The organism is Buttiauxella agrestis, from assembly GCF_900446255.1.
GTDB classification, from domain to species: Bacteria; Pseudomonadota; Gammaproteobacteria; order Enterobacterales; family Enterobacteriaceae; genus Buttiauxella; species Buttiauxella agrestis.
In genome coordinates this window covers 2,242,735-2,267,954 of the sequence record NZ_UIGI01000001.1, presented here as the reverse complement: position 1 = coordinate 2,267,954, position 25,220 = coordinate 2,242,735, and the positions used below count along the sequence as shown (strand labels likewise).

Annotated in this window: 24 protein-coding genes and 2 tRNA genes; 16 read left to right on the top strand and 10 right to left on the bottom strand. The window is 48.5% G+C overall.

Going from position 1 to position 25,220, the window contains the following annotated elements:
* Positions 1 to 2 precede the first annotated feature (2 nt).
* From DY231_RS10950 to rnt, 4 genes are all read left to right on the top strand, one after another.
* On the top strand, positions 3 to 602 hold the full coding sequence (locus DY231_RS10950) for a TetR/AcrR family transcriptional regulator (protein ID WP_115628385.1): 600 nt from the start codon (positions 3 to 5) through the stop codon (positions 600 to 602).
* A gap of 73 nt (positions 603 to 675) precedes the next feature.
* Positions 676 to 1,773, top strand: a complete 1,098-nt coding sequence (locus DY231_RS10945) for an alkene reductase (protein ID WP_115628384.1) — start codon at positions 676 to 678, stop codon at positions 1,771 to 1,773.
* An 87-nt stretch (positions 1,774 to 1,860) separates the two neighbouring features.
* A complete protein-coding gene (gloA, locus tag DY231_RS10940) occupies positions 1,861 to 2,268 on the top strand; it encodes a lactoylglutathione lyase (RefSeq protein ID WP_115628383.1) in 408 nt (135 codons plus the stop codon).
* 95 nt (positions 2,269 to 2,363) lie between these two features.
* Complete coding sequence (rnt, locus tag DY231_RS10935) at positions 2,364 to 3,017, top strand: ribonuclease T (protein WP_034495788.1); 654 nt, start codon at positions 2,364 to 2,366, stop codon at positions 3,015 to 3,017.
* Positions 3,018 to 3,079: 62 nt separating this feature from the next.
* Here rnt and DY231_RS10930 read toward each other — a convergent pair whose 3' ends face one another.
* Positions 3,080 to 3,424 carry a Grx4 family monothiol glutaredoxin gene (locus tag DY231_RS10930; RefSeq protein WP_115628382.1) on the bottom strand — a complete coding sequence of 115 codons (345 nt, stop codon included), beginning with the start codon at positions 3,422 to 3,424 and terminating at the stop codon, positions 3,080 to 3,082.
* A gap of 362 nt (positions 3,425 to 3,786) precedes the next feature.
* On the opposite strand from DY231_RS10930, the gene DY231_RS10925 reads away from it, so the two are divergent.
* Both DY231_RS10925 and sodB read left to right on the top strand, forming a co-directional pair.
* On the top strand, positions 3,787 to 4,638 hold the full coding sequence (locus DY231_RS10925; protein ID WP_115628381.1) for a C40 family peptidase: 852 nt from the start codon (positions 3,787 to 3,789) through the stop codon (positions 4,636 to 4,638).
* 176 nt (positions 4,639 to 4,814) lie between these two features.
* Positions 4,815 to 5,396 carry a superoxide dismutase [Fe] gene (gene sodB / locus DY231_RS10920; RefSeq protein ID WP_034495792.1) on the top strand — a complete coding sequence of 194 codons (582 nt, stop codon included), beginning with the start codon at positions 4,815 to 4,817 and terminating at the stop codon, positions 5,394 to 5,396.
* Positions 5,397 to 5,435: 39 nt separating this feature from the next.
* Here sodB and cydH read toward each other — a convergent pair whose 3' ends face one another.
* Positions 5,436 to 5,525 (bottom strand): cytochrome bd-I oxidase subunit CydH, encoded by a 90-nt coding sequence (gene cydH, locus DY231_RS10915; RefSeq protein ID WP_115628380.1) that lies wholly within the window; start codon positions 5,523 to 5,525, stop codon positions 5,436 to 5,438.
* 296 nt (positions 5,526 to 5,821) lie between these two features.
* On the opposite strand from cydH, the gene purR reads away from it, so the two are divergent.
* On the top strand, positions 5,822 to 6,847 hold the full coding sequence (purR, locus tag DY231_RS10910) for an HTH-type transcriptional repressor PurR (protein WP_115628379.1): 1,026 nt from the start codon (positions 5,822 to 5,824) through the stop codon (positions 6,845 to 6,847).
* Between the two features lie 92 nt (positions 6,848 to 6,939).
* On the opposite strand, the gene punR is transcribed toward purR, so the two are convergent.
* Positions 6,940 to 7,851: a DNA-binding transcriptional activator PunR gene (gene punR / locus DY231_RS10905; RefSeq protein WP_115628378.1), complete on the bottom strand. Its 912-nt coding sequence runs from the start codon at positions 7,849 to 7,851 to the stop codon at positions 6,940 to 6,942.
* A gap of 115 nt (positions 7,852 to 7,966) precedes the next feature.
* Between punR and punC the strand changes: the two genes are divergently transcribed.
* The 5 genes from punC to DY231_RS10880 all read left to right on the top strand — a co-directional run bounded on the left by punC (position 7,967) and on the right by DY231_RS10880 (position 14,549).
* Positions 7,967 to 9,160, top strand: a complete 1,194-nt coding sequence (gene punC / locus DY231_RS10900) for a purine nucleoside transporter PunC (RefSeq protein WP_115628377.1) — start codon at positions 7,967 to 7,969, stop codon at positions 9,158 to 9,160.
* Positions 9,161 to 9,446: 286 nt separating this feature from the next.
* Positions 9,447 to 10,595 (top strand): cyclopropane fatty acyl phospholipid synthase, encoded by a 1,149-nt coding sequence (cfa, locus tag DY231_RS10895; RefSeq protein WP_115628376.1) that lies wholly within the window; start codon positions 9,447 to 9,449, stop codon positions 10,593 to 10,595.
* Between the two features lie 207 nt (positions 10,596 to 10,802).
* Positions 10,803 to 12,122 (top strand): PTS sugar transporter subunit IIC, encoded by a 1,320-nt coding sequence (locus DY231_RS10890; RefSeq protein WP_034495798.1) that lies wholly within the window; start codon positions 10,803 to 10,805, stop codon positions 12,120 to 12,122.
* A gap of 55 nt (positions 12,123 to 12,177) precedes the next feature.
* Positions 12,178 to 13,569 (top strand): glycoside hydrolase family 1 protein, encoded by a 1,392-nt coding sequence (gmuD, locus tag DY231_RS10885; protein ID WP_115628375.1) that lies wholly within the window; start codon positions 12,178 to 12,180, stop codon positions 13,567 to 13,569.
* A 56-nt stretch (positions 13,570 to 13,625) separates the two neighbouring features.
* Positions 13,626 to 14,549, top strand: a complete 924-nt coding sequence (locus tag DY231_RS10880; protein ID WP_115628374.1) for a LacI family DNA-binding transcriptional regulator — start codon at positions 13,626 to 13,628, stop codon at positions 14,547 to 14,549.
* An 87-nt stretch (positions 14,550 to 14,636) separates the two neighbouring features.
* Here DY231_RS10880 and DY231_RS10875 read toward each other — a convergent pair whose 3' ends face one another.
* Positions 14,637 to 15,278 (bottom strand): riboflavin synthase, encoded by a 642-nt coding sequence (locus DY231_RS10875; RefSeq protein WP_034495801.1) that lies wholly within the window; start codon positions 15,276 to 15,278, stop codon positions 14,637 to 14,639.
* Between the two features lie 227 nt (positions 15,279 to 15,505).
* Here DY231_RS10875 and mdtK point away from each other — a divergent pair, with 227 nt between their 5' ends.
* The 4 genes from mdtK (at position 15,506) to DY231_RS10855 (ending at position 18,389) form a co-directional block, all read left to right on the top strand.
* On the top strand, positions 15,506 to 16,879 hold the full coding sequence (mdtK, locus tag DY231_RS10870) for an MdtK family multidrug efflux MATE transporter (protein WP_115628373.1): 1,374 nt from the start codon (positions 15,506 to 15,508) through the stop codon (positions 16,877 to 16,879).
* Positions 16,880 to 17,032: 153 nt separating this feature from the next.
* Positions 17,033 to 17,109: transfer RNA gene (locus DY231_RS10865), tRNA-Val, on the top strand.
* A 41-nt stretch (positions 17,110 to 17,150) separates the two neighbouring features.
* Positions 17,151 to 17,227 (top strand) — tRNA-Val (locus tag DY231_RS10860).
* Between the two features lie 535 nt (positions 17,228 to 17,762).
* The gene (locus DY231_RS10855; protein ID WP_115628372.1) at positions 17,763 to 18,389 is read left to right on the top strand and encodes a helix-turn-helix domain-containing protein; all 627 of its coding nucleotides are present in this window, start codon (positions 17,763 to 17,765) and stop codon (positions 18,387 to 18,389) included.
* A gap of 68 nt (positions 18,390 to 18,457) precedes the next feature.
* On the opposite strand, the gene DY231_RS10850 is transcribed toward DY231_RS10855, so the two are convergent.
* The 6 genes from DY231_RS10850 to DY231_RS10825 form a co-directional block, all read right to left on the bottom strand.
* Entirely contained in the window at positions 18,458 to 19,108 is a 651-nt protein-coding gene (locus tag DY231_RS10850) for a LuxR C-terminal-related transcriptional regulator (protein ID WP_172588680.1), read from the bottom strand.
* A 204-nt stretch (positions 19,109 to 19,312) separates the two neighbouring features.
* Positions 19,313 to 19,816, bottom strand: coding sequence for a fimbrial protein (locus DY231_RS10845; RefSeq protein WP_115628370.1), 504 nt, complete (start codon positions 19,814 to 19,816; stop codon positions 19,313 to 19,315).
* Positions 19,817 to 19,834: 18 nt separating this feature from the next.
* Entirely contained in the window at positions 19,835 to 20,788 is a 954-nt protein-coding gene (locus DY231_RS10840; protein ID WP_147295640.1) for a fimbrial protein, read from the bottom strand.
* Positions 20,789 to 20,926: 138 nt separating this feature from the next.
* Positions 20,927 to 23,449, bottom strand: a complete 2,523-nt coding sequence (locus tag DY231_RS10835) for a fimbria/pilus outer membrane usher protein (RefSeq protein ID WP_115628369.1) — start codon at positions 23,447 to 23,449, stop codon at positions 20,927 to 20,929.
* Positions 23,450 to 23,486: 37 nt separating this feature from the next.
* On the bottom strand, positions 23,487 to 24,164 hold the full coding sequence (locus tag DY231_RS10830; protein WP_115628368.1) for a fimbrial biogenesis chaperone: 678 nt from the start codon (positions 24,162 to 24,164) through the stop codon (positions 23,487 to 23,489).
* Positions 24,165 to 24,221: 57 nt separating this feature from the next.
* Complete coding sequence (locus DY231_RS10825) at positions 24,222 to 24,752, bottom strand: fimbrial protein (RefSeq protein WP_115628367.1); 531 nt, start codon at positions 24,750 to 24,752, stop codon at positions 24,222 to 24,224.
* Positions 24,753 to 25,220: the final 468 nt, after the last annotated feature.

The window sequence follows — 25,220 nt, the reverse complement described above, 5'->3', positions numbered from 1 at the left end:
CCATGAACAGACATCCTGACCATGACACACGCGAACACCTCCTTGCGACTGGCGAGCAGCTTTGCCTGCAACGCGGTTTTACTGGCATGGGGTTGAGCGAGTTGTTAAGCACTGCCGAAGTCCCGAAAGGCTCTTTCTACCATTACTTTCGCTCTAAAGAAGCGTTTGGCGTGGCGATGCTGGAGCGCTATTACACGGCTTATAACCTGCGCTTGCAGCAGCATTTTTCATGTGGCGCGGGAACGTACCGCGAAAGATTGCTGGCCTGGTATCAGGAAACTGTTAACTGGTTCTCTCAGCACGGTAGCCTGATAAGCTGTTTGACGGTCAAGCTTTCGGCTGAGGTTTGCGACCTTTCGGAAGATATGCGTGCGGCGCTGAATCAAGGCTCGGCACAAATTGTTTCCCAGCTTGCAGATGCCCTGGAAAAAGGTCACGCAGAGAAAAGCCTGAAATTGACCGATTCCGCGTTAAGCCAGGCTCAGGTGATTTATGCCCTTTGGCTAGGAGCGAGCCTGCAGGCGAAGATTTCACGTAGCGCGATACCGCTGGAATGCGCCCTCGCCCACGTTACTCAATTGTTAGCGGAACCTGTCTCCTGACAGGTTCTTAATTTACTTCACGACTTTTTATTTAATCAAACAATAGACGACCGGTCTATTAGAGGCGTTTTATATGTCAGCAGATAAATTATTTACTCCATTGAAAGTGGGTGCCATTACCGTTCCAAACCGCATTTTTATGGCGCCACTGACCCGACTGCGCAGCATTGTACCGGGTGATATCCCTACGCCTTTGATGGGTGAATATTACCGCCAGCGTGCCAGCTCAGGGCTTATCATCAGCGAAGCGACACAGATTTCTGCGCAAGCGAAAGGTTATGAAGGCGCGCCAGGTTTGCATAGCGATGAGCAAATTGCTGCCTGGAAGAAAATTACCGCGGGCGTTCACGCCGCAGATGGCCGTATTGCTGTGCAACTGTGGCATACCGGTCGCATTTCGCACACCAGCATTCAGCCAGGCCAGCAAGCACCGGTTGCTCCGTCTGCGCTGTCTGCCGGTACCCGCACTTCGCTTCGTGATGAAAACGGCCATGCCATTCGCGTCGATACTTCCATGCCGCGTGCACTTGAGCTGAATGAAATTCCAGGCATCGTGAATGACTTCCGCCAGGCGGTAGGAAACGCACGCGACGCTGGTTTTGATATGGTTGAACTGCACTCTGCGCACGGTTATTTGTTGCACCAGTTCCTCTCGCCATCTTCTAACCATCGCACCGATGAGTACGGCGGTAGCCGTGAAAACCGTGCGCGTCTGGTGCTGGAAGTGGTTGATGCCGTGAGCAAAGAATGGAGCGCCGATCGTATTGGTATTCGTGTCTCTCCTGTCGGTTCATTCCAGAATGTGGACAACGGCCCGGATGAAGAAGCCGATGCGTTGTATCTCATTGAAGAATTGAACAAACGTGGCATCGCCTATCTGCACATGTCCGAGCCTGACTGGGCGGGCGGCAAGCCATACACCGAAGCATTCCGTCAGAAAGTACGCGACTGTTTCAACGGTGTGATCATTGGTGCAGGCGCTTATACCCCGGAAAAAGCCGAAGCATTAATCGAGAAAGGTTTGATTGACGCCGTCGCGTTTGGCCGTGATTACATCGCGAACCCTGATTTGGTTGAGCGCCTGCATCGCAATGCAGAACTCAACGCCCAGCGCCCTGAAACCTTCTACGGCGGTGGCGCTGAGGGTTATACCGATTATCCGACATTATAATCAGAGTCTTCCGTTGATAGCGGCGTTTATTCGCCGCTATACTTACCTCACATTTAGAAATTAACCTTCTAATTCTTCGAGGAATTTATGCGCTTACTTCATACCATGCTGCGTGTCGGCAACCTGCAACGCTCCATCGAGTTTTACACTAACGTACTGGGCATGACCCTGCTGCGTACCAGCGAAAACCCTGAATACAAATACTCTCTGGCCTTCGTGGGTTACGGTCCGGAAACTGAAGAAGCGGTTATTGAGCTGACTTATAACTGGGGCACCGAAAGCTATGATTTGGGCAATGCTTACGGTCACATCGCGCTGAGCGTTGATAATGCAGCCGAAGCTTGCGAACGTATTCGCCAAAACGGTGGCAATGTGACGCGTGAAGCTGGTCCGGTCAAAGGTGGCTCCACCGTTATCGCTTTCGTTGAAGATCCCGACGGCTACAAAATTGAGCTGATCGAAAGTAAAGACGCTGGCAAAGGTCTGGGTCACTAATACCCGAGTAGCGGGCATTTTTGCGCCCGCTACTGCAACCCTTCCTAAAATTTGCCATAATGCGCGCTGCTTTTTCCCCGTATTAAGAGATCCTGATGTCTGACAACACGCAACTGCATAGCCTGTGCGACCGTTTTCGTGGTTTTTATCCGGTAGTCATTGATGTAGAAACAGCCGGCTTTAACGCGAAAACCGATGCTTTACTGGAAGTCGCAGCCATCACTTTAAAGATGGATCAAGACGGCTGGTTATCGCCGGATGAAACCCTGCATTTCCATGTCGATCCGTTTGAGGGTGCAATCCTTCAGCCTGAAGCGCTGGCCTTTAATGGTATCGACCCGCACAACCCGTTGCGTGGTGCCGTCAGCGAATATGATGCGCTGCATGCGATTTTCAAAATGGTGCGTAAAGGCATCAAAGACAGCGGATGCAACCGTGCGATTATGGTCGCCCATAACGCCACATTCGATCACAGCTTTATGATGGCGGCGGCAGAACGCGCGTCGCTCAAACGTAACCCGTTCCATCCGTTTGTCACCTTTGATACCGCCGCGCTAAGCGGACTGGCGTTAGGTCAAACGGTGTTGGCGAAAGCGTGCATCGCCGCGGGCATGCCGTTTGACAGCAGCCAGGCGCACTCTGCTCTGTATGACACCGAGCAAACTGCGCACCTGTTTTGCGAAATCGTCAACCGCTGGAAACGCTTAGGTGGCTGGCCTCTTCCACTCCCGGCCGAACCTGAATCTTAAGCATAAAAAAAGCGACCCAAACCGGTCGCTTTTTTATTAGCACAAACCACATGAGCAAATAATTACTCTGCGTCTGGCTCTTCAGATTTGTGTTTCGCTGCGGTCTCTTTAATCAGAGATTGCAACTCACCACGCTGATACATTTCGATGATGATGTCACAGCCGCCAACCAGCTCGCCATCAACCCACAGTTGCGGGAAAGTCGGCCAGTTTGCGTATTTTGGCAGCTCAGCACGGATGTCTGGATTCTGTAAAATATCAACGTATGCGAAACGCTCGCCACAGGCAGACAGCGCCTGCACAGCCTGGGCAGAGAAACCACAGCTAGGCAGTTTCGGAGAACCTTTCATATACAGAAGAATGGGGTTCTCGGTGATCTGTTGTTGGATTTTTTCAATAGTGCTCATTGCTTGCTTCCTCAAACCAAGTACTGGCATTAGCCTGCCATTGTAGCGATTGACACCCTCTCCAGAAAACACCATTTTTTACAGGGTTTCTCTGTGCTGCGCGATGGAGGGACAACATGCATCAAGAATAACACTTTTCCCGCAGCGGGAAATCAGGAAATAACTATAAGCACGATCAATAAATAGCCTCACAACCATTAGTTTGGTCATTTTTTTTGCGTTCGGTAACGAAACAAGAAGAGGAATCGAAAAAGGTTATTAACTTTATTGCGTCTTATGGATTAGAATCGGCGGGTTTCGCAAAATCATACACGGGCATGATGGTATTTATCATGCATTTATTTTAACCAGGGGAATGTCGAGTGGCGCGGATAACAAAAACATCTATCACGCTCTGTGCTCTGCTATTTACCTTGCCGTATATACCATTGACGCAGGCGTCTGAACACGCTCGTCCCGTGGTCGCGCAAAAGGCGCACGTTGTGAAATCCACAACGAAGAGCACAGAAAAGAGCAGTAAGAGTAAAGAGAAAACCACTACCGCCAGCAAGAAAAGCACCACCACCAAGACCGCAAGCAAGAAAAAAGAAACCGCTGCTGCGAAAAGTAAAACCGCTAAAAACGCCAGCAGTACAAAAACCAAGACTCTTGCCAAAACCGACCGCAAAAAATCCTCTCAGCTTGCAAAAGTCCAGCCTGTTACTTTCACCGAAAAATGCAGTAAACCTCGCAAAGGTTACAAAACGCGTTGTGTGAAAGTTAAAGCAGAGCATCCAACGACTATTGCTCAGGCGCATAAAGTCCGCGTGCAAAAAGCACAAAAAACGGCAATGAATAAATTGATGGGCCAGATTGGCAAACCGTATCGCTGGGGAGGCACGTCGCCAAATACCGGCTTCGATTGCAGCGGTCTGGTTTACTACGCTTACAAAGACCTGGTGAAATTCCGCATTCCGCGCACCGCGAACGAAATGTACCACCTGCGTGATGCTTCTTCAGTAGACCGTGGCGAACTGGAAACAGGCGACCTGGTCTTCTTCCGCACCCGTGGTCGCGGCACCGCTGACCACGTCGGCGTGTATGTCGGAAATGGCAAATTCATCCAGTCCCCTCGCACGGGTCGCGATATTCAAATCACGTCGTTAAGTGAAGATTACTGGCAGCGCCACTATGTGGGTGCCAAACGCGTTATGACCTCAAAAACCATTCGCTAATCCCTCTTCGTAAAACTCGCACTTGCCCTTAAAAGGGCAAGTGCGTTTCTCTTTTGCTTTTCCTTTCAATTTGTTAACCTAAACCCGCACTAAAAGTGTTTGTTTAACAATAGATACCCTAAATAATTTGAGCCTACTATGCGGCCCGAAGAATGACGGGTAATAAGGAGTTTGCAATGTCGTTCGAATTACCTGCACTACCATATGCGAAAGATGCATTAGCCCCGCACATCTCTGCTGAAACGCTGGAATACCATTACGGTAAACACCATCAAACCTACGTCACTAACCTGAACAATCTGGTTAAGGGCACCGCGTTTGAAGGTAAAACTCTGGAAGAGATCGTTCGTACTTCAGAAGGCGGCGTATTCAACAACGCAGCACAGGTGTGGAACCACACTTTCTACTGGAACTGTCTGGCGCCAAACGCAGGTGGCGAACCAACAGGCGCACTGCTGGAAGCCATCAATAAATCTTTTGGTAGCTTTGCTGAATTCAAACAGCAGTTTACCGACGCGGCTATCAAAAACTTCGGCGCGGGTTGGACCTGGCTGGTTAAGCAAGAAGATGGCGCATTAGCTATCGTTTCAACGTCTAACGCGGGCACCCCGCTGACCACTGCGGCAAAACCGCTGTTGACGGTAGACGTTTGGGAACATGCTTACTACATCGACTACCGTAATGCTCGTGCAGGCTACCTTGAGCATTTCTGGGCGCTGGTGAACTGGGAATTTGTTGCGAAGAATCTGGCAGCGTAAAACCTAAAAGATATGGGCCGCGATTGCGGCCCATTTTAATCAGTGCAGTACGGCGGTTAACGCGCCAAATACGATCAGTGCCAGAACAATAACCGTTGTGGTGATTGAAAATTTCAAATCTGTGCTCATCGCTAAACTCCTTTTAATTACCTTACAATCGGTGTGTCAGATTGATTTTCCCACAACCAGAGATAAAAATCCTCCTGGTTTTAACCTGATATCGCTTTTCCCTCTTCCACTTTTCTTCCGGATAGGCCAAAATCCCTCGCTAATTTATTGCGTACCATCAATTCTATGCCCTCCTTCCGTTTTATGTCGCAATCCCGGCATACCCGCAACCCAAACGTTGCCTCAGGAGTCAGTGTACGCAAACGTTTAACATATTAGTTATCAGGAGTTTACGATATGGCCTGGAGTGAAATTTAATGGCGACAATCAAGGACGTGGCGAAGCGCGCAAACGTTTCCACTACAACCGTATCACATGTGATTAACAAAACTCGTTTTGTGGCGGAAGAGACACGCAATGCGGTCTGGGCGGCAATCAAAGAATTGCACTATTCACCCAGTGCCGTCGCACGCAGCCTTAAAGTTAATCACACCAAAACGATTGGTCTGCTTGCCACTTCCAGCGAAGCCCCCTATTTCGCCGAGATCATCGAAGCCGTGGAAAATAGCTGCTTTGAAAAAGGCTACACTCTGATTCTGGGTAATGCGCACAACAACTTTGAAAAACAGCGCGCTTATTTATCAATGATGGCGCAAAAGCGCGTCGATGGCCTGCTGGTGATGTGTTCTGAGTATCCGGAATATCTGCTGACCATGCTCGAAGAATACCGCCATATCCCAATGGTGGTGATGGACTGGGGCGAAGCTCGCGCAGACTTCACCGACTCAGTGGTCGATAACGCGTTCCACGGCGGTTATCTGGCCGGGCGTTATTTGATTGAACGCGGCCACCGTGAAATTGGTGCCATTCCTGGCCAAATGGAACGTAATACCGGCGGTGGTCGTCACGCAGGCTTTATGAAAGCGCTGGAAGAAGCCGGTATCGCCATTCCAGAAAACTGGATTGTTCAGGGTGACTTTGAGCCAGAGTCTGGCTACCGCGCGATGCAGCAGATCCTCGGCCAGTCTCATCGTCCAACGGCAGTATTCTGTGGCGGCGATATTATGGCGATGGGCGCGATTTGTGCCGCTGATGAGATGGGTCTGCGTGTGCCGCAGGATGTCTCCGTTATTGGTTACGACAATGTGCGCAATGCGCGTTTCTTCTCGCCTGCCCTGACCACCATTCACCAGCCGAAAGATTCGCTGGGTGAAACGGCGTTTAACATGCTGCTGGACCGTATCGTCAACAAACGCGAAGAGTCGCAATCAATTGAAGTGCATCCGCGCCTGATTGAACGCCGCTCCGTAGCCGACGGTCCGTTCCGCGATTATCGCCGCTAAAATATCGTAGGCCGTACAGCAGCGTCATCCGACAGTTCTGACGTAAATGGTGGATGACGCCTACGGCTTATCCACCCTACGAACTGCCCGATTTATAATGGCTCCTGCAACCACTCCTGATTCATCGTTTCGCTATCTCCCAGATAATCTAGTAACCAGGCTAGCGCGGGTGACGCATCATTTTGCTTCCACGTCAGGCAACACGCGGCATCCGGGAATGGGTTATCCAACGTCAGCTCGCACCATTTACCAGAATCTACCCACGGTCTGGCGATATGCAATGGCACCATACCGATACACAAACCTGCACTCAGGCAATCGGAACCCGATTCCCAATCCGGTACCACTACGCGCCGCTGGTTATCCAGCAGCCAGGTAATACGTTTGGGTAAAGAACGCGAAGTATCTTCCAGAACCAGCGACGGCCAGGCTCGCAAGTCGTCATCACTCAATGTGCCGCCTTGTATCGCCAGGGGATGATTCGCTGCCACCACGCAACGCCAGCTCAGTGTCCCCATGTCCCGGAAGGCAAAACGCCCACCGACAGGAATAGCCTGAGTGGCGCCAATCGCAACTTCAACGCGCCCATCCGCCAGTGCGTCCCACACGCCGTTAAAAACTTCCTGAAAAATATGCAGCTCGATATCCGGGAAATGACGGTAGAAATCCAACACCAGCTGGCGCGTGCGCTCCGGTTTTACAATATTATCGACCGCAATCGCCAGGTGTCCGCGCCATCCATTTGCGATCTGCTGGCACTGTTGCCGTGTCGTCATCATTTTTTTGATAACAGAGCGCCCTTCCTTCAAAAAAAAGACGCCTGCGGGGGTTAATTCCACGTCACGGTGACGGCGTTCAAACAGCGGCACAGCTAACCACTCTTCCAGTTGCCGTACCGTATAGCTGATGGCAGACGGAACGCGGTGCAACTCCTGTGCAGCACCACTGAAGCTGCCATTGCGCGCCACCGCATCTATCACTTCCAGCGAATATTCTGACCACATTTTTCTGCTCACAAATTTTTTGAACGCAATAGACAAATATTAGCGTTTCACAAGCGTAATTGCACTCCGTACACTCTCGCGGCAATCAACCTGCAAGATAAATCAAGAGAAAAACATGCAACCATCAAAAGGATTTCTTATCTGGCTGGCCGGATTAAGTGTGCTGGGGTTCCTCGCCACAGACATGTATCTGCCAGCTTTCGCGGCTATTCAGCAAGATTTACAGACCGATGCTTCCGCGGTGAGCGCAAGCCTGAGTTTGTTCCTCGCCGGATTTGCGTTCGCCCAGTTAATGTGGGGGCCGCTGTCTGACCATTTCGGCCGCAAACCTGTGTTACTGGCCGGGTTGAGCCTGTTTGCCGTCGGTTGTATCGGCATGTTGTGGGTCGAAAGCGCCACCGCGCTGTTGGTCCTGCGCTTTGTACAGGCCGTGGGTGTGTGTTCTGCGGCGGTGAGCTGGCAGGCACTGGTGACGGATTATTACCCGGCGAATCGCGCAAATCGTATTTTCGCCACGATTATGCCGCTGGTTGGCTTGTCTCCGGCACTGGCACCGCTGCTCGGTAGCTGGATTTTGGTGCACTTCGACTGGCAGGCGATCTTCGCCACCCTGTTTGGAATCACCCTGGTGCTGATGATCCCAACGCTGCGCCTGAAGCCACGCACTCAGCATCACCCGCAAACGGAAGACAATAAAGTCAGCTTTATGTCGTTGCTGCGCAATCGCGTATATAGCGGCAACGTATTGATTTATGCCGCTTGTTCCGCAAGCTTCTTTGCCTGGTTGACCGGTTCCCCATTCATCCTGAACGATATGGGTTACAGCCCGGCGGCAATCGGCCTGAGCTACGTGCCACAAACCATTGCCTTCCTGATTGGCGGTTACGGTTGTCGCAGCGCGCTGCAAAAATGGAACGGTAAGCAAATGCTGCCCTGGCTGCTGGCTTTATATACGCTGAGTATTTTCGGCACCTGGGCGGTTTCGATAAGCGGTCACGCGACCCTGACGCTGCTGCTGATCCCATTCTGTATCATGGCAATCGCCAACGGTGCAATTTACCCCATCGTTGTCGCTTCAGCACTGCTGCCATTCCCGCAGGCCACGGGTAAAGCCGCTGCGCTGCAAAACACGCTGCAATTGGGCCTGTGCTTCCTGGCAAGTTTGATGGTGTCCTGGCTTGTGGCAACGCCGCTGCTGACGACCACCAGCGTGATGCTGGTGACCATTGCGCTGGCAATGTTAGGTTATCTGATGCAGCGCCGTAAAAATGTCGAGGTCTGGCAAGCTGCTGAATCCGACGCGCATTAGTGATATGAGTGAATAACTTAGCGTGCTAACAATATTTCATTGAATCACTAAACAGGCGAGCCTATACTCATTAGCGGCTCGGTTGTCAGCACAATTATAATGAAATCGTGACGGGAGCCTTTGTGCTCCCGTTTGTTGTTTTGAGAGCTTTTTTTGTGGGCACTCGCCCCTTTCTCTGTTCTACGTCGGATATCAGGCTCACGGTTTTTTCCGTGACATTTCTCACATGCCCAAAATAGCGTCTACGCTGTTTGAAGGTTCCTCACACAATGGTGATGGAGAAGCTATGAGTTCATCGTGTATAGAAGAAGTCAGCATAAGAAATAACCCGTGGTATCGAATTGTTAACGAAATGCTCGCTAAAGCCGGTGTGGAAATCAACGGCCCGCGCCCTTTCGATATACAGGTTAAGCATCCCGATTTTTTTAAACGCGTCCTGCAAGAGGGTACACTCGGGCTGGGTGAAAGCTATATGGACGGTTGGTGGGACTGCGAGCGTCTGGATATATTTTTCAATAACACCATTCGTGCCGGACTGGAGAATCAACTTCCCCGCCATTTAAAAGACACACTGCGTATTGCCGCGGCCCGGATAATGAATCTGCAATCTAAAAAACGCGCCTGGATTGTTGGCAAAGAACATTACGATCTTGGCAATGATTTATTTAGCCGCATGCTTGATGAGCATATGCAATATTCCTGTGGTTACTGGAAAGAAGCCACCACGCTCGGCGACGCGCAGAATGCCAAACTAAAAATGATCTGCGATAAACTCCAACTGGAACCGGGAATGACGCTGCTGGATATTGGTTGCGGCTGGGGCGGTCTTGCACAATATGCGGCCCGACATTACGGCGTCGCGGTGCACGGTGTCACAATCTCTGCCGAACAACAAAAAATGGCGCAGGAACGGTGTGCGGGTCTTGATGTGACTATTTTGCTGCAAGACTATCGCGAACTGGATATGCAATTTGACCGCATTGTTTCCGTCGGTATGTTTGAACATGTCGGGCCAAAAAACTATGCCACCTATTTTAGTGTCGCCGACCGTAATCTGAAACCGGAAGGGATTTTCCTCCTGCACACCATTGGTTCTAATAAAACCAATAACAACGTGGATCCGTGGATTGATAAATATATCTTCCCGAATGGGTGTCTGCCATCGGTGCGCCAGATTGCACAAGCCAGCGAAGGGCATTTCGTGATGGAAGACTGGCATAACTTTGGTGCCGATTACGATAAAACATTGATGGCCTGGAATGAGCGTTTCCTGCACCACTGGCCTGAAATCGCCGATAACTATTCCGAACGTTTTCAACGCATGTTTAGTTATTATCTGAATGCCTGTGCCGGAGCCTTCCGCGCCCGTGATATTCAGCTATGGCAAATTGTCTTTAGTCGCGGCATTGAAGACGGCTTACGTGTTCCACATTAATGAATAATGGCCCCGGTATCTCCGGGGTCACTATTCGCTGCAATTCCGTAGCATTTTCTTAACAAAGCGTGACCCTCCTCACGTTTCCATATCTCCTTTCTTCCCGAGTTTGATCCCGTTAACATTTATTCGCTTCTCAGTTGGAAACCGGTTTCCGTTTTGTTTCACAATAACTGCACTTCCCGAAACAATAACAAGGATACCGCCATGAGCATCTACCAAAAAATGGTCAATGTGATTGAGCACAAAGTCACCCCCATGGCTGGAGCAATGGGTTCTCAGCGCCATGTCATCGCTATCCGCGATGGTTTTATCTCAGCTCTGCCGTTCATGATTATCGGTTCGTTCTTGTTAGTGTTTATTTTCCCGCCGTTCTCGCCTGATAGCACCTGGAGTTTTGCCCGCTCGTGGCTGAATTTCTCGCTCACTTATCGTGAACAACTCATGCTGCCGTTTAACCTCAGCATGGGCGTGATGACGTTCTTTATCTCCGTCGGTATCGGCGCAAGTCTTGGCAAGCATTACAAGCTCGACCCTATCATGACGGGTCTGTTAGCATTTATGGCCTTTTTGCTGGTTGCCGCGCCCTATAAAGACGGGCAAATTTCGACGCAGTATTTCTCGGGCCAGGGCATCTTTACCGCGCTGATTACGGCGATTTACGCCAGTGAAATGTATGCGTTCTTAAAGCGCCACAACATCACCATTCGCCTGCCAAAAGAAGTGCCCACCGGCGTGGCGCGTTCCTTTGAAATCCTGATCCCGGTGGTCGTAATTGTCGCCACGCTGCACCCGCTGAACCTGTTCATCGAGTCCACCACCGGCATGATTATTCCTGAAGCGATTATGCACCTGTTGGCGCCACTGGTTTCAGCATCAGACTCCTTGCCTGCGATTCTGATTTCCGTGTTTATCTGCCAAATCCTGTGGTTTGCCGGTATTCACGGCGCGTTAATCGTCACCGGGATTATGAACCCGTTCTGGATGGCGAACCTTTCCGCTAACCAGACCGCGCTCGCCGCAGGCAATGTTCTGCCGCATATCTATCTGCAAGGTTTCTGGGATCACTACCTACTGATTGGGGGCGTAGGTTCAACGCTCCCGCTGGCCTTCTTATTGCTGCGCAGTCGTGCCATTCACCTGCGCACCATCGGTAAAATGGGCGTGGTTCCGAGCTTCTTTAACATCAACGAACCGATTCTGTTCGGTACGCCAATCATCATGAACCCGCTGTTCTTCCTGCCGTTTACGCTCGTGCCGATGATTAACGCAACACTTGCCTATATCGCGACCAAATTAGGTTGGGTCGCTCAAGTGGTATCGCTCACTCCGTGGACAACACCTGCGCCGATTGGGGCCTCCTGGGCCGCAAACTGGGCGGTAAGTCCCGTAATTATGTGTCTAATTTGTATGGTCATGTCGGCTGTGATGTATTACCCATTCCTGAAAGCATACGAACGCACTCTCATCAAACAGGATGAAGAACGTAGCGCGCAGGAAAGTGAAAACCCGATTACCGTGAACTAAACAACTACTTTTGCCTGCCGGTCTGGCAGGCTCGTCCGTCACAAGAGGAACTGTAATGAAATACGTATTTCCTGAAAATTTCTGGTGGGGCAGCGCAAGTTCAGCGCCGCAAACCGAAGGCGAAACCCTCTCTTTTGGTAAGTCCGCCACTATCTGGGATCAATGGTATAAGGAACAACCCACCCGCTTCCACAACGGCGTAGGCCCGGCAGAGACTTCCACGTTCTACAAAAACTGGAAGCAAGATATCGCCCTGCTCAAAGAGCTGAATCACAACACCTTCCGCACCTCAATTTCCTGGGCGCGTCTGATTCCTGAAGGCCGTGGCGCGGTTAACCAGGAAGCCGTCACCTTCTACAATCAGGTTATCGACGAACTGGTAGCGCAGGGCATTAAACCGTTTATCAACCTGTTCCACTTTGATATGCCGATGGTTATGCAGCAGCAAGGCGGCTGGGAAAATCGTGACGTTGTCACGGCCTACGCGGAATTTGCGAACGTTTGTTTCGAGCTGTTCGGCGACCGCGTGAAGCATTGGTTCACTTTCAACGAGCCGGTAGTGCCTGTCGAAGGCGGCTATCTGTATGATTTCCACTACCCGAACGTGGTGGATTTCAAACGTGCGGCAACCGTTGCCTACCACACCATGATTGCCCACTCCATGGCGGTAAAGGCTTACCACGAGCGTAACGACGGCGGCGAAATTGGTATTATTCTCAACCTCACCCCTTCTTATCCGCGTTCGCAAAACCCTGCGGATGTCAAAGCGGCAAACATCGCTGACCTGATGTTCAACCGCAGCTTCCTCGACCCAGCATTGCGTGGTGAATATCCGCAAGAACTGGTTGCGCTGCTGAAAGAACATGGTCAACTGCCTGAGTGCCAGGCGGGTGACAAAGAGCTGCTTGCAGCGGGTGTCGTCGATTTACTGGGTATCAACTACTACCAGCCGCGCCGCATCAAATGCCGCGACTCACTGGTTAACCCGGACAGCCCGTTTATGCCGGAATGGTTCTTCGAAGCCTACGAAATGCCGGGCCGCAAAATGAACCCGTATCGCGGCTGGGAAATTTACGAGCAAGGGATTTACGATATTCTCACCAACCTGCGTGAAAATTATGGCAACCCAAATTGCTATATTTCTGAGAACGGCATGGGCGTTGAAAACGAACATCGTTTCGATGAAAACGGCCAGATTCAGGATGACTACCGCATTGATTTCGTGCGCGACCACCTGAAATGGCTGCATAAAGGCATTAGCGAAGGCAGCAATTGCCTGGGTTATCACATGTGGACGTTTATTGATAACTGGTCCTGGTGCAATGCATACAAAAACCGTTACGGTTTTGTCTCGTTAAATCTGGAAACTCAGCAACGCACCATTAAGAAAAGCGGCGAGTGGTACAAAACGACTTCCGCAGAAAATGGCTTTAACGATCGTACGTAATCTCAGCATTCGGGCCGCAAGGCCCGTTTCTGGCTGAGACGCGGGAAACTCACACCATGTCGAATATTAATGATGTAGCACGCCTTGCACAGGTTTCTAAAGCCACCGTTTCGCGTGTTTTAAGCGGCAGTCGCGGCGTGAAAGAAGAGAGTCGCCAGGCCGTTTTGCGCGCGGCAGAAATACTTAACTACAAACCCAATGCAATTGCTCAATCTTTGAGTTCCCAATCAACCCATTGCATTGGCGTAATCTGTGCCACCGAACATATTCAGCAGTCCACAGGCTACCTGCAAGCGCTTGAGAAACAGCTTAACCAGCATCATAAACACCTGCTGTTACGCTTCGCCAATGACCACGACAGCGTGGCGCAGGCTGCTCAGGAACTTTCAAACGGCTTATGTGATGCGTTGCTGGTTGTGGGGGCGCGTTTCTCACTCCCTCCGCTCGACGACGATATTATGCTGATTGATTGCCTGAGCGGTTCGAATGCGCTGAGTATTCAATGCGATCACGTTTTCGCGGCAGAAACCGCCGTGCACTATTTGTGTAACCAGAAACGGCGGCAAATCGCCCTGATAAACTTTGCCAGCGGTGAAGCGGCAGCCCAAACTCTTGAAGGTTATCACCAGGCGCTGCACAACCACGTGGTGCCTTTTAACCGCCAGTTGGTGATTGAAGATGAATCCTCGGTGCGCATCGCGCTGCAACGGCTGATCAATCGCGGTGTGAAGTTTTCTGCCTTGTTAGTGACGGACGACACGCAGGCGCAGGAAGCCGTGATGATGCTCAATCAGTACCAGTTACAAGTGCCTGAACAAGTGATGGTTTTCAGTCTGGATGGTTCAACCCGAATGCCGGGAGCAAACGCCATTCCGGCGATTAAATATCCGCTGGAAAGTATTGCGCGTCGGGCGGTGGAATTACTGCTTGGGGATCGGCATACCAGTGATTTGGTGCGCGGAAGTTTGTTGATTGCTTAATACAGTCGGATGTCGCTTACGCTAATCCGACCTAACGCTCGAAACTACAGGGTGGATAAGCCGTAGGCATCATCCACCGTTTCAACATCACGCCTTCGGTAGCAACGCATCCAATGTCGCTTCGCGCTGTGCCAGCACACGTTCAACGGTGTCTACTATCGCCTGGGTTTGCGGGTCGATTTCGATATTAATACGATTCCCCAGTTTCTTACTGCCGAGCGTGGTGCGCTCAAGCGTTTCCGGAATTAAATGTACGCAGAAACGCGAAGCCGTGACTTCACCGACCGTCAGGCTAATACCATCAATGCCGATATATCCTTTATGCAGAATATATTTCATCAAGGTTTTATCGCGCATTTTAAACCAGATCTGGCGGTTATTTTCTGAGGTCAGAATCTTTGCGACTTCAGCGGTCGTCATAATATGACCGGACATAAGATGCCCGCCGATTTCATCATTAAATTTAGCCGCGCGTTCGACGTTAACACTATCACCCACAACTAACTCGCCGAGATTGGTAATACGCAGCGTCTCTTTCATTAAATCAAAGCTGACGTGGTTGCCATTGATTTCAGTGACGGTCAGGCAACAGCCGTTGTGTGCCACCGACGCGCCTGTTTCAAGGCCAGGTAACATCTCATCTGGCATTTCAATTACGTGGGTACGGAAATTGGGTTTCTCATCAATGGAGACCAGGGTCGCAGTACCCTGCACAATACCTGTAAACATCGTCAAACTCCTGGTAATTATTCGGCTGCTGATAATTCGTAATGCAGCACTTTAACAGTTGGAAAAACAGCTTGCCAGCTATCCGCACTACCCCACCATTATTTGGCTGGCGTATTCGTTTTCTGCCGCTACAATAGTCAGGCTAATTCCCCTGCAATTCCTATTTTTCTGCCATTTCTGGCGGTCTTGTTGTCTTTCTAATAACTAATAATAATCAGGTGTTAAAAATGCAGAAGTACATAGTTGAAGCCCGCCAGCTCCTTGCGCTGGCGATACCTGTCATCCTCGCGCAAATCGCACAAACCTCAATGGGCTTTGTCGATACCGTGATGGCCGGTGGCTACAGCGCAACCGATATGGCCGCTGTGGCAATCGGTACCTCTATCTGGCTACCCGCCATTCTGTTCGGCCATGGTTTGTTAATGGCGCTGACGCCCACCGTGGCACAACTCAACGGGTCTGGTCGCCGTGAGCGTATCGCGCACCAGATTCGCCAGGGTTTCTGGCTGGCGGGCATTGTCTCGGCGCTCATCATGATAGTGCTGTGGAACGCGGGTTATATCATCTATGCGATGAAAAATATCGACCCACAACTGGCCGATAAAGCCGTCGGCTACTTGCGCGCATTGCTGTGGGGCGTCCCGGGATATTTATTCTTCCAGGTGGCGCGTAACCAGTGTGAAGGCCTGGCGAAAACCAAACCCGGCATGGTGATGGGTTTTATCGGTTTGCTGGTCAACATTCCGGTTAACTACATCTTTATTTATGGTCACTTTGGCATGCCCGAACTCGGTGGCGTAGGCTGCGGTGTCGCAACGGCTGCCGTATATTGGGTGATGTTCTTCAGCATGATTTCCTATGTGAAGAAAGCCCGCTCGATGCGCGATTTGAAGCTGCCAAAAGGCTTCATCAAACCCGACTGGAAAGTGATGTATCGCTTAACCCAACTCGGGCTGCCGATTGCACTGGCGCTGTTCTTTGAAGTGACGCTGTTCGCCGTGGTCGCGCTACTGGTTGCGCCGCTGGGGATTATCGACGTGGCTGGGCACCAGATTGCCCTTAACTTCAGCTCGCTGATGTTTGTCCTGCCGATGTCCCTTTCTGCTGCGGTCACGATCCGCGTAGGGTTCCGTCTGGGCCAGGGTTCAACGCTCGATGCGCAAACGGCGGCCTGGACCGGTATCGGCGTGGGAATGTGCATGGCGATGCTGACTGCGATTTTCACGGTAGTGATGCGCGAACACATCGCCCTGCTCTATAACAGCAATCCTGAAGTTGTCGCGCTGGCGGCGCACTTAATGCTGTTGGCGGCGGTATATCAGCTTTCTGATTCTGTGCAGGTGATCGGCAGCGGTGTGCTGCGTGGCTATAAAGATACGCGCTCGATTTTCTTTATCACGTTTATCGCCTACTGGGTGTTGGGATTGCCAAGCGGTTACATTCTGGCGCTGACCAATTGGGTGGTTGAACCGATGGGCCCGGCTGGTTTCTGGATTGGATTTATCATCGGCCTGACGTCTGCGGCCATCATGATGATGCTGCGGATGCGTTGGTTACAGCGCCAACCTTCAATCACGATTTTGCAACGCGCTGCACGGTAAATGTTCATAGCCGCCTTTTTGGCGGCTATTTTTACACCGAGTTGCGCAGATGCGCAGCAAACGAGTGAAATATGGAAGAAATTTGCTGTTTAGCGCTTGCAAGGCTCGGGTGCTGCCGCTAATATTCGTCCCCGTTGTCACAGACAACACAGTGCGTCCGTAGCTCAGTTGGTTAGAGCACTACCTTGACATGGTAGGGGTCGGTGGTTCGAGTCCACTCGGACGCACCATTTAACGTTTTACCGCAATCAGCAGTACCGCAACAAACAGTGCGTCCGTAGCTCAGTTGGTTAGAGCACCACCTTGACATGGTGGGGGTCGGTGGTTCGAGTCCACTCGGACGCACCATTCTAAGAAATCTCTCCTGCATTAACTCCTCAATTTCTTTAAGAAAACCAATAGTAACTCTGGCTTTATGCCCGCAAACCGTTTCGTACCTGTACTTTCCTCATACCCGTCCCTATACGTATCGGTAACTTTGGCACTTCTCAATCCTGTAAATGTTAAACAGTCAACATGAAGGGATGAATGTTCCAGGCTAGCGATATAGCACTAAGAAAATATATGTAGGTATTGAACCCTATTACACCTGAAGAACTTGAAATTCAGCAGGTTAATTATGTCAGTCTAATTGTAGACTAAATATATCTTGAACTAATTACATAATTTGTAGAAAATCACCCCTACCGGTTAAAATCCAATTATATGGTGCTCATCTTAATATGCACCAACAAATCAGCCATTAAAGCGCTGCATTCATAGTGTATAAGATTACTTTCACCCTTAATATTTAATCTGGCAACTTTCTTTTTAATATCATTGCGGAGACTCCCCTTCTTTATTTAAATGTTAATATTTTATTGCCCATATTTTAAGGTCTACCATGTTAAATATTGCCATTGATGAATCAAATACACTCTTCAGGAAAGGGCTGGAATTATTTCTTGAGGAGGTTTTACAAAACGTTCATAACGAGTCGGTGCATTTTCACGATCTGACAAAAATAAATGCGATCCACGCTGATATTATCGTAAAAGATTTCATTGCCGGTTCGCAGTTTATCTGCCAGCCCATTCTCAAGTTCCGCAGTAAACCGGGGCTAATTATTGGTATTTATGAAGGGGGTGAAAATCTCCATCATGATGAGCTACCGCTTTGCATTAAGAATATTATCTTTATTGCACGCACTGAGCCAGTACACAGTGCGCGCAATAAAGTGAGCCTTGCATGGCGCGATACCATTGCTCACCCCATGGGTTCTCATTGCAACAAATGTTTGCAGTGTAAGTACCGCACTCTCACACCTCAACAGATTATGATTGCGAAATCATTACTGCACGGCAATGACATTCTTAAAATCTCTCAGCAGCTAGGCATCAATGTAAAAACGGTTAGTGCCCATAAACGACACCTGATGTCCAAATTTAATCTCAAAAATGATTGCGAGCTATTGCATTTTTTAAGAACTTTAAAAGATAAAAATCAGCCTGCCTATTTGCTGAAAGAATAGAAAAAAAATTAAAAATCATCAGCTGATGAAATTATCATAAAGTTCTTATCTCTCCCCCATGCTCGCTCTTAAAGATGCTCTAGCCGCGAATTTAAAATATTTTTAAATCGCTCTGACGCATAATTATTCTTTAAAAGAATATTAATAAAATTCAACAAGTCATAATCAGTCTCGAGATCGAATTTAGTCATTATCATGCGCTTATGCGCCCCAACTGTTTTATAGTTGATATTTAATATTTCAGCTGTTTTTTGCGGACTATAGCCACGATAAAAATGCGCGGCCACCAACACTTGTTGTGAAGTCAACGTTCGGTGTTTGCATGAAACACACATCAAGTGATTATAGCTGCGAGGTCTGGAGTGACATTCTTCCCACCCCTGCATGATGATGTCTTTCGCCTTAACGACTGACTCTCTTCTATTTATAAAAACAATATTAGAGATACAAAGCGGAAGGCCTGAATTAATATCATCCCTATTCCCTTCATAAACGCCAATAATCAAACTGTAAGCTTTTCTTTTACGTATTAGCGGCTGGCAAATATACTTAATGCCGGCATCGTAACGCTTCACAATGATATCCGCACTCAATAAATTGGTTGGGGTTAGCTTTTCAATTTCAACAGTTTCATTCCCCTGACTAGCAAAAATTTTCTTTAACAATTGTTCCATGCCATGACGATACAAAGCATCTGATTCTTCAATAACAACTTTCAATATACACCCTCCCATTACAATGCTATTTAATGGGTGCACGTAATGTGAAATTATCTGATGGTTTAAACAAACTGGTGGGACGGACGCAATGCCCTAACAAGCTACAATGGTTTTGTATGTTATTACTTGTGAGAGAATCCGATGCTGCATAATCTAAGAATATGCAGCATCAGATAGGGAACTCATTTATTAAATTTCTAATAATTAATTATAAACAAAAGACGCGGTTACCGTTGCAGCAATTGTACCCGGTGTAGCACCGCCATCTTTGGTATATGCGCGAGCCTGTAACGGGAAGGTATATGCACCACTGCTAATGTTTCCGGTAATTGTTTTACCATCACCTAATACCGTTCCACCTGTACTTTGCAACTGAACAGAAACGTTCTGTGCTGCACCGTTGTTCAAATACAAATCGGCTGGCTGTACTGGGTCTGCTGTACCATGCATGGTCATTATTACGGAAGATGTCCCTGCCGGGCAAGAAACCAGTTTGATATTAATCGGTTTCCATCCTGCGGCAGCGCCAGCTGTCTGCATATCTGAAGCCTGAATATTCTGGCCCAAATCCACCCCTATCGTAACGCTATCACTGCTTACCTGGCACGGCGTTGCCACGATATTACCGGTAATATTAAGAGTCACCGGGTCTGCTGCAAATAATGATGCACTCGCTACTAAAAAACTCATTCCAATTAATTTTTTCATTTCGTGTATCTCCCCATTTTATTGATAGGTTAAATTAAGCGTGGCGTTTGCATTGGCCGTGCCTGTTGCTACTACTGTTTTGGTTTGGTAATAACGGGCAACCAATGGGAATGTTTCTATACCACCCATTGAGCGTTTTAAAACTATATTGTTATTTAAAATTAGCGGCGATCCGTTATAGACAATCTGTACACCCACACCTTTTGCAACACCCGCACTCCCCTGGCCGGATAACGCTAATACGCTTGTTGTGCCAACATCCGGGTTTTGCGTACCTGAAAGCGAAACGTTTATATTAGCCTGAGGATCACAGTCTAAACCTAAGTTTTGTGTATTTTGCGCCACTGCTGGTGTAGCGCCCACCGACGAGCCAAAAGCTGACGCCGGTATATCCCCAATAGGAAACATCAGATTTTGCGTTTTAATTTGACAGGCTAATACTGTTATCTTTGGTCCATTCACAAAATATTGTAAGGCCGGGACAGAAGGTCCGTCATCATTTCCCCACATATATCCCAACACGCCAGATGTTATCGTACCTGAAGTTATTGGACCGGTTTTGATAAATTTTACCGTTTTTGCGGAAATCCATATTGCTTCATTAATATTAGTAGAAGCATAAATTGGAGGATTTTCAAAATTGGTTGTCGCCCCCCCTATTGAGACGCCGACACCATCTATATTCGTTTTATAAAAATGAGCAATGCCACTAGGGGTGGTAAATAAACTCATTATTGAATACCATCCGCCGCCTCCTGCGGTACAACTAAACACAACATCAGACGCAACACTGTTAGCTGTAGCAATTATGGTCCCATTAGGCACATCTCTTTGTACACTAAAATCAGGTACTGTGATTGTTAGGGTTTGTTGATTCGCTCCTGACCTATTTGTAGCACACCCTGCCAAAACCGATCCACTCGAGAGCAATGCGGTCATTAATAAAATATAATTTAATATTAATTTGTTCATATTAATTACCAGAAATTCGTGACTAAGTTAATGACACTGCACATATATTTTCTGAACGCCCACTTCTGTGGTGTTTAGCAAATCATAGTGCGCAGCGCACTGTTAAACGGAGGTTTACACCATTATCTGAGACGTTATTTATTGACACTGCCTGGACAAGTTAACAATCCCTTTTTCAGTCTCAGGTAATTTATAGGTCACCTGGCATTTCTCATCAGATCCCTGCCCCCATTGCACCGTCAATGTCCCCTCAGGATTAACACCAGTTAAATAGACCTGGCCTGCATCCCCGACAATAAAGCTGCGCCCTTGCTGTCCAGGGATGCTCACCATTGCGCCGAATGGAACAGATTTCCCATTCTTCTGGGTTAACGTCATTAATACGCGCATCCCCAGGTTGGCAATATATTCAGCCCGGACTACAGCTCCACGAGTTGGAATGACCGTACTGGTGGTTAAGTCAAGCTCAGCATTGTTCGCCAGGGTTTGCGGGTCGAGCGTAATATCATTTTTACGGAATGGTGTTACGCTACTTGCCACCGTATAACCACGGAAGTCTGTTTTAACCCCGGTCTGGTTTTGTACGCTCACGCCCTTAGCGCCTGGCGCTTTTATCAGGACGTTGGTTTCGCCCAGCGGTTGTGAAAGCGTAATACCATCTGCGTGAGCAATGACCCCACCCTGCAGACCATAATTCAGGCGATCGCTGTTCTGGTCATAGCTATAACCCGCCGTCACTTCACCGTAAGTCCCTCGGTAATCAGCATTCGCGGTACCCGTATTACCGACGTCATTGGTGCCATACCCTTCCTGCACGTTCCAGTTGAGGGAATTGTTTTCCATTGCGACACCGTTAAGACCCACCGTATGCGTAGTGCCGGTTTTTTGGCTGGCATTCATGGAGTAGTTAGCCCATGTGCTCGGCAGGAATCGGTCAAGCGGAATGCTGATATTCAGTGCAATCTGCTGGTCTTTGTCGTAGCGGGCGGCCTGGCTGTATCCGTCTGAAGTACCATTTTTGCTATAGGTATAGGTAATGCCGTAGTTAATCGCGCGCCAGGAGTTGTTATACCCCGCGGTGATAGACTGCATCGTTTTACCGTTACTCCAGTAATCTTCCCGTACCGCGCCCAGCATCACAGAACCCAAATCGGCACCCAGCGACTGGTTCATGGTCACTTCCATACGGTTGCGGCGGCGCTCGGCAATAATATTGTTATTGCTGTAGGAATCGAGCACGTCCTGCATGCCGTAGTAACCACTGGTTGAATAGCGATAACCCGCAATAGCAAAGTTGGTTCCCGTTTCGACGAAGTTTTTACTGTAGCGTGCGCGCCATGACTGGCCGTTACTTTTCACTTCGTTCTTAGGTTGGGACCAGGCCTGAGTCACGTCTGCAGAAACAGCCCCGAAGTCCCCCATGTTTTTGCCAATACCGGACGCCAGTGACTGATACTTACTTGATTCCTGCATACCGCCATAAATGGTAAAACCTTTAGGCAAACCGTAGATGGCCGTCATCTGGGCAAACGGGGTTTTCTCAACACTGTTGTCATAAGAACGGTACTGGCCACCCGTGACGGCATACTTCAGTCGCCCTTCACGTTGCAACAACGGTAAAGAAGCAAATGGCACAGTGAAATGCTGTTCACTGCCATCCGCTTCCTTAACCGTGACATCTAAATCACCCGCGCCGCCGGTTGGGTACATATCCGTAATTTCAAATGCACCCGGTGCGACGTAACTCTGGTAAATCACGTAACCATTCTGGCGAATCATAATTTGCGCGTTGCTTCTGGCAATACCACGCACCACCGGCGCATAGCCCTTCATTGAATCGGGCAACATATCGTCATCCGAGGCCAGTTGCGCCCCACGGAACGGCATACTGTCGAAAATTTCTGAAGGTGCAGTGCTGTCACCCGCCGTTAACTGCGCTTTTAACGGAATGATGTCGCGCTGGGCGTAGGTATAAACCGTATCCCACCTATCCTGCCCGTTGCTGTCACGGTTCCATGTGGTGTAGTTACGCAAACGCCATGGGCCGATATTGAAACCTGGACGCAGGTTGGCATACTGGGAATTACCGTCAGACCCATTCTTATTTCGTGACCAGTTATTCGCCCCGCTCATGCTGTAGTTAAGCATTGCCGCAGTAATACCTTCGTCCCACTGCTCGGGTGGCACATAGCCGCGAGCTTGCGGAGACAAAGCCGCCTGCGGAATACTAATTAACAGTCGCTGGGTGCTAAATTGAAGCGTTGCCGATGCCTGTGGAATAGCGCCAAAATTGGCACATGTTCCATCTTTTGACAGTTCAGGGAATAACTCTGTTTTTACTCCCCAGCTTTTCAGGGTTTCAACGCTGATACATGGCTGTAAGTCGCTATCACCGTTTTTATCTGTCACGGCTTTAAATTCAATATCACGTGTGTCAATCGTCTGATCATCGAGAACAATATCGACATGATAAGTACCCGGGGCCTGCGAACCAGACTCAAAAGATGAAAGGTCGGTTTTACTTGCCCCTGGGTTACCTAACTCGAGTAATTCTGGGTTGAATACGTCCCGAGCACTTGCTGTATGGCTTAATGCACTCAACGCGACCGCGATATATATTGCCAGCCTGGCCGGTTTAAAAAGATTAGTTTCTTTTTGCATAATTAATTTTGTCCCGTTTTATTTCGCGGTCGGAGTGTTAAAGGCTTTTGCTGTGTACAGGACCTGGACCACCGTAATCATTAATTACGGTAAAGGTCATATTCCCACCGCTCACACCCTTTGGCAGAGTGAAGCGTGCAGTTGCGCCTGGCAGCACATAAGACACGTCGTCAAGTTTTTTTCCGCCAACTTTGATTTCATTAAAATTAATAACATACGAACTTGGGTTGGTGACCTGTAGTTGATTACCGGCAACAGACCAGGTCAGGGATTCAGCCTTCTCTTCAGGGGTCGTACCTTTTAGATCTGCCGGGCGGTAAATTAGTTTGAAGCGTGTTTTCACCGCGATTTGTAATGTATTATCTTTTTTAGGTGCTGCTGGAATTGCTTTAATATTCAGCCAGTACAAACTTTCTTTATCTTGTGCAACAGAACCGGCCAGAATAATTCGTTCAACGTTTTGCTGATTGCTATCCAGACGATATAAAGGAGGTGTGATAACAAAAGGAGCTTTCTCGGCGCCACCATTTTGCGTCTCAATCCAGGACTGAATCAAATAAGGCGTTCCATCCGGGTTGTTAACACTAATAGATGCTTCCTTTTTATTACCGTCATAAATGACACGAGTGCCGCCAATAATAACACCCGCATTGGCCGCAGAAATACCCGTGCTGGCGATTGCCAGGGCAATTAAAGTTTTGCTAAAAAAGTTCATTTTATACCTCTATAAAAAAGGGCCGGGTTATCCGGCCCCTGTTATTACTGGTGCAGATTAGTTATAGATAACAGAGAAGTTAGCTACAGAGTTTGCTGGACCAGCAGTAACTGGAATAGCTGTTGCTTTATACTGAGCGTAGAAATTCAAAGTGTTGTCTTCAGTGCTGCTCAGATTGTAACGGTATGTATTCTCACCGTGCAGTGGCAATTGAGCCATATCAGCAGACATCAGGTTAATTGCCACGCCAGTTGCTGCACCCGCAACAGTACTGTTAATTGCTAATAGGTCTGGGTTAGATGCTTCTGGTGTACCATCAAAACGTACGTGCGCAGCAGTTACTGTTGCCGGGCAGTCTTTCAGAACTATAGAGAATCGTTTAGCTGCTGTAACATCACCAAAATTGGGGAATTCAGACTTGTTATATGCACCCAGTGCAACAGTCTGGTTCTGAGAAGCGACATCAACAGTACAAGCGGCGTCCAGAATTTCACCGGTGAAGTTAACGGTGCCAGAAAGTGCAAATGCATTAGATGCAGAAACAGCGGCAACAGCAGCAAAAGCAACAGCGATCAGATTCTTTTTCATTTAAATTTTCCTTGAGAGTGTTGTGCCAGCAAATCGCATAACATTTATATGTTGCGATAGCAGGTTTCTATACTTCTTATTCAGAAGCGCAGACATCCATCTTTTTTGTACATATGTACTAAAATACCAATATCCAATTTTCGCCCTTGATTTAAATCTATAAACCAAATAGCAAACTGTTCTTACAGGTGATGTTGTCTTGCTGGAGATAAATTTAATCCAACTATTTTATTGTGACAATTTTATTCTTATCTAAATGTAGACTGATTTATTAACAATTTATTAAAAACACATTACCCGCAAGCGCAGCAACCATACATATCAATGAATTATGCGATACAAACCAAACAACATTAATTGTAAAAAACCTAAAAATGATCACCTCTTAAATTCTTTTAAACTGTAGTTATTAAATAATTGTTATATTCTCAGTCTATTTTTAGATCATATATTCATTTAATAAAGACA

Excerpts from the sequence above, each read along its gene's own strand:
- gmuD (WP_115628375.1), top strand. The coding sequence starts at position 12,178 with ATGAAATACGTATTTCCTGAAAATTTCTGGTGGGGCAGCGCAAGTTCA.
- purR (WP_115628379.1), top strand. The coding sequence starts at position 5,822 with ATGGCGACAATCAAGGACGTGGCGAAGCGCGCAAACGTTTCCACTACA.
- punC (WP_115628377.1), top strand. The coding sequence starts at position 7,967 with ATGCAACCATCAAAAGGATTTCTTATCTGGCTGGCCGGATTAAGTGTG.
- DY231_RS10830 (WP_115628368.1), bottom strand. The coding sequence starts at position 24,164 with ATGAACTTTTTTAGCAAAACTTTAATTGCCCTGGCAATCGCCAGCACG.
- DY231_RS10950 (WP_115628385.1), top strand. The coding sequence starts at position 3 with ATGAACAGACATCCTGACCATGACACACGCGAACACCTCCTTGCGACT.
- punR (WP_115628378.1), bottom strand. The coding sequence starts at position 7,851 with ATGTGGTCAGAATATTCGCTGGAAGTGATAGATGCGGTGGCGCGCAAT.
- DY231_RS10875 (WP_034495801.1), bottom strand. The coding sequence starts at position 15,278 with ATGTTTACAGGTATTGTGCAGGGTACTGCGACCCTGGTCTCCATTGAT.
- DY231_RS10840 (WP_147295640.1), bottom strand. The coding sequence starts at position 20,788 with ATGAACAAATTAATATTAAATTATATTTTATTAATGACCGCATTGCTC.
- DY231_RS10835 (WP_115628369.1), bottom strand. The coding sequence starts at position 23,449 with ATGCAAAAAGAAACTAATCTTTTTAAACCGGCCAGGCTGGCAATATAT.
- DY231_RS10825 (WP_115628367.1), bottom strand. The coding sequence starts at position 24,752 with ATGAAAAAGAATCTGATCGCTGTTGCTTTTGCTGCTGTTGCCGCTGTT.
- DY231_RS10890 (WP_034495798.1), top strand. The coding sequence starts at position 10,803 with ATGAGCATCTACCAAAAAATGGTCAATGTGATTGAGCACAAAGTCACC.
- gloA (WP_115628383.1), top strand. The coding sequence starts at position 1,861 with ATGCGCTTACTTCATACCATGCTGCGTGTCGGCAACCTGCAACGCTCC.
- DY231_RS10930 (WP_115628382.1), bottom strand. The coding sequence starts at position 3,424 with ATGAGCACTATTGAAAAAATCCAACAACAGATCACCGAGAACCCCATT.
- cfa (WP_115628376.1), top strand. The coding sequence starts at position 9,447 with ATGAGTTCATCGTGTATAGAAGAAGTCAGCATAAGAAATAACCCGTGG.
- sodB (WP_034495792.1), top strand. The coding sequence starts at position 4,815 with ATGTCGTTCGAATTACCTGCACTACCATATGCGAAAGATGCATTAGCC.
- DY231_RS10880 (WP_115628374.1), top strand. The coding sequence starts at position 13,626 with ATGTCGAATATTAATGATGTAGCACGCCTTGCACAGGTTTCTAAAGCC.
- DY231_RS10945 (WP_115628384.1), top strand. The coding sequence starts at position 676 with ATGTCAGCAGATAAATTATTTACTCCATTGAAAGTGGGTGCCATTACC.
- mdtK (WP_115628373.1), top strand. The coding sequence starts at position 15,506 with ATGCAGAAGTACATAGTTGAAGCCCGCCAGCTCCTTGCGCTGGCGATA.
- rnt (WP_034495788.1), top strand. The coding sequence starts at position 2,364 with ATGTCTGACAACACGCAACTGCATAGCCTGTGCGACCGTTTTCGTGGT.
- cydH (WP_115628380.1), bottom strand. The coding sequence starts at position 5,525 with ATGAGCACAGATTTGAAATTTTCAATCACCACAACGGTTATTGTTCTG.
- DY231_RS10855 (WP_115628372.1), top strand. The coding sequence starts at position 17,763 with ATGTTAAATATTGCCATTGATGAATCAAATACACTCTTCAGGAAAGGG.
- DY231_RS10845 (WP_115628370.1), bottom strand. The coding sequence starts at position 19,816 with ATGAAAAAATTAATTGGAATGAGTTTTTTAGTAGCGAGTGCATCATTA.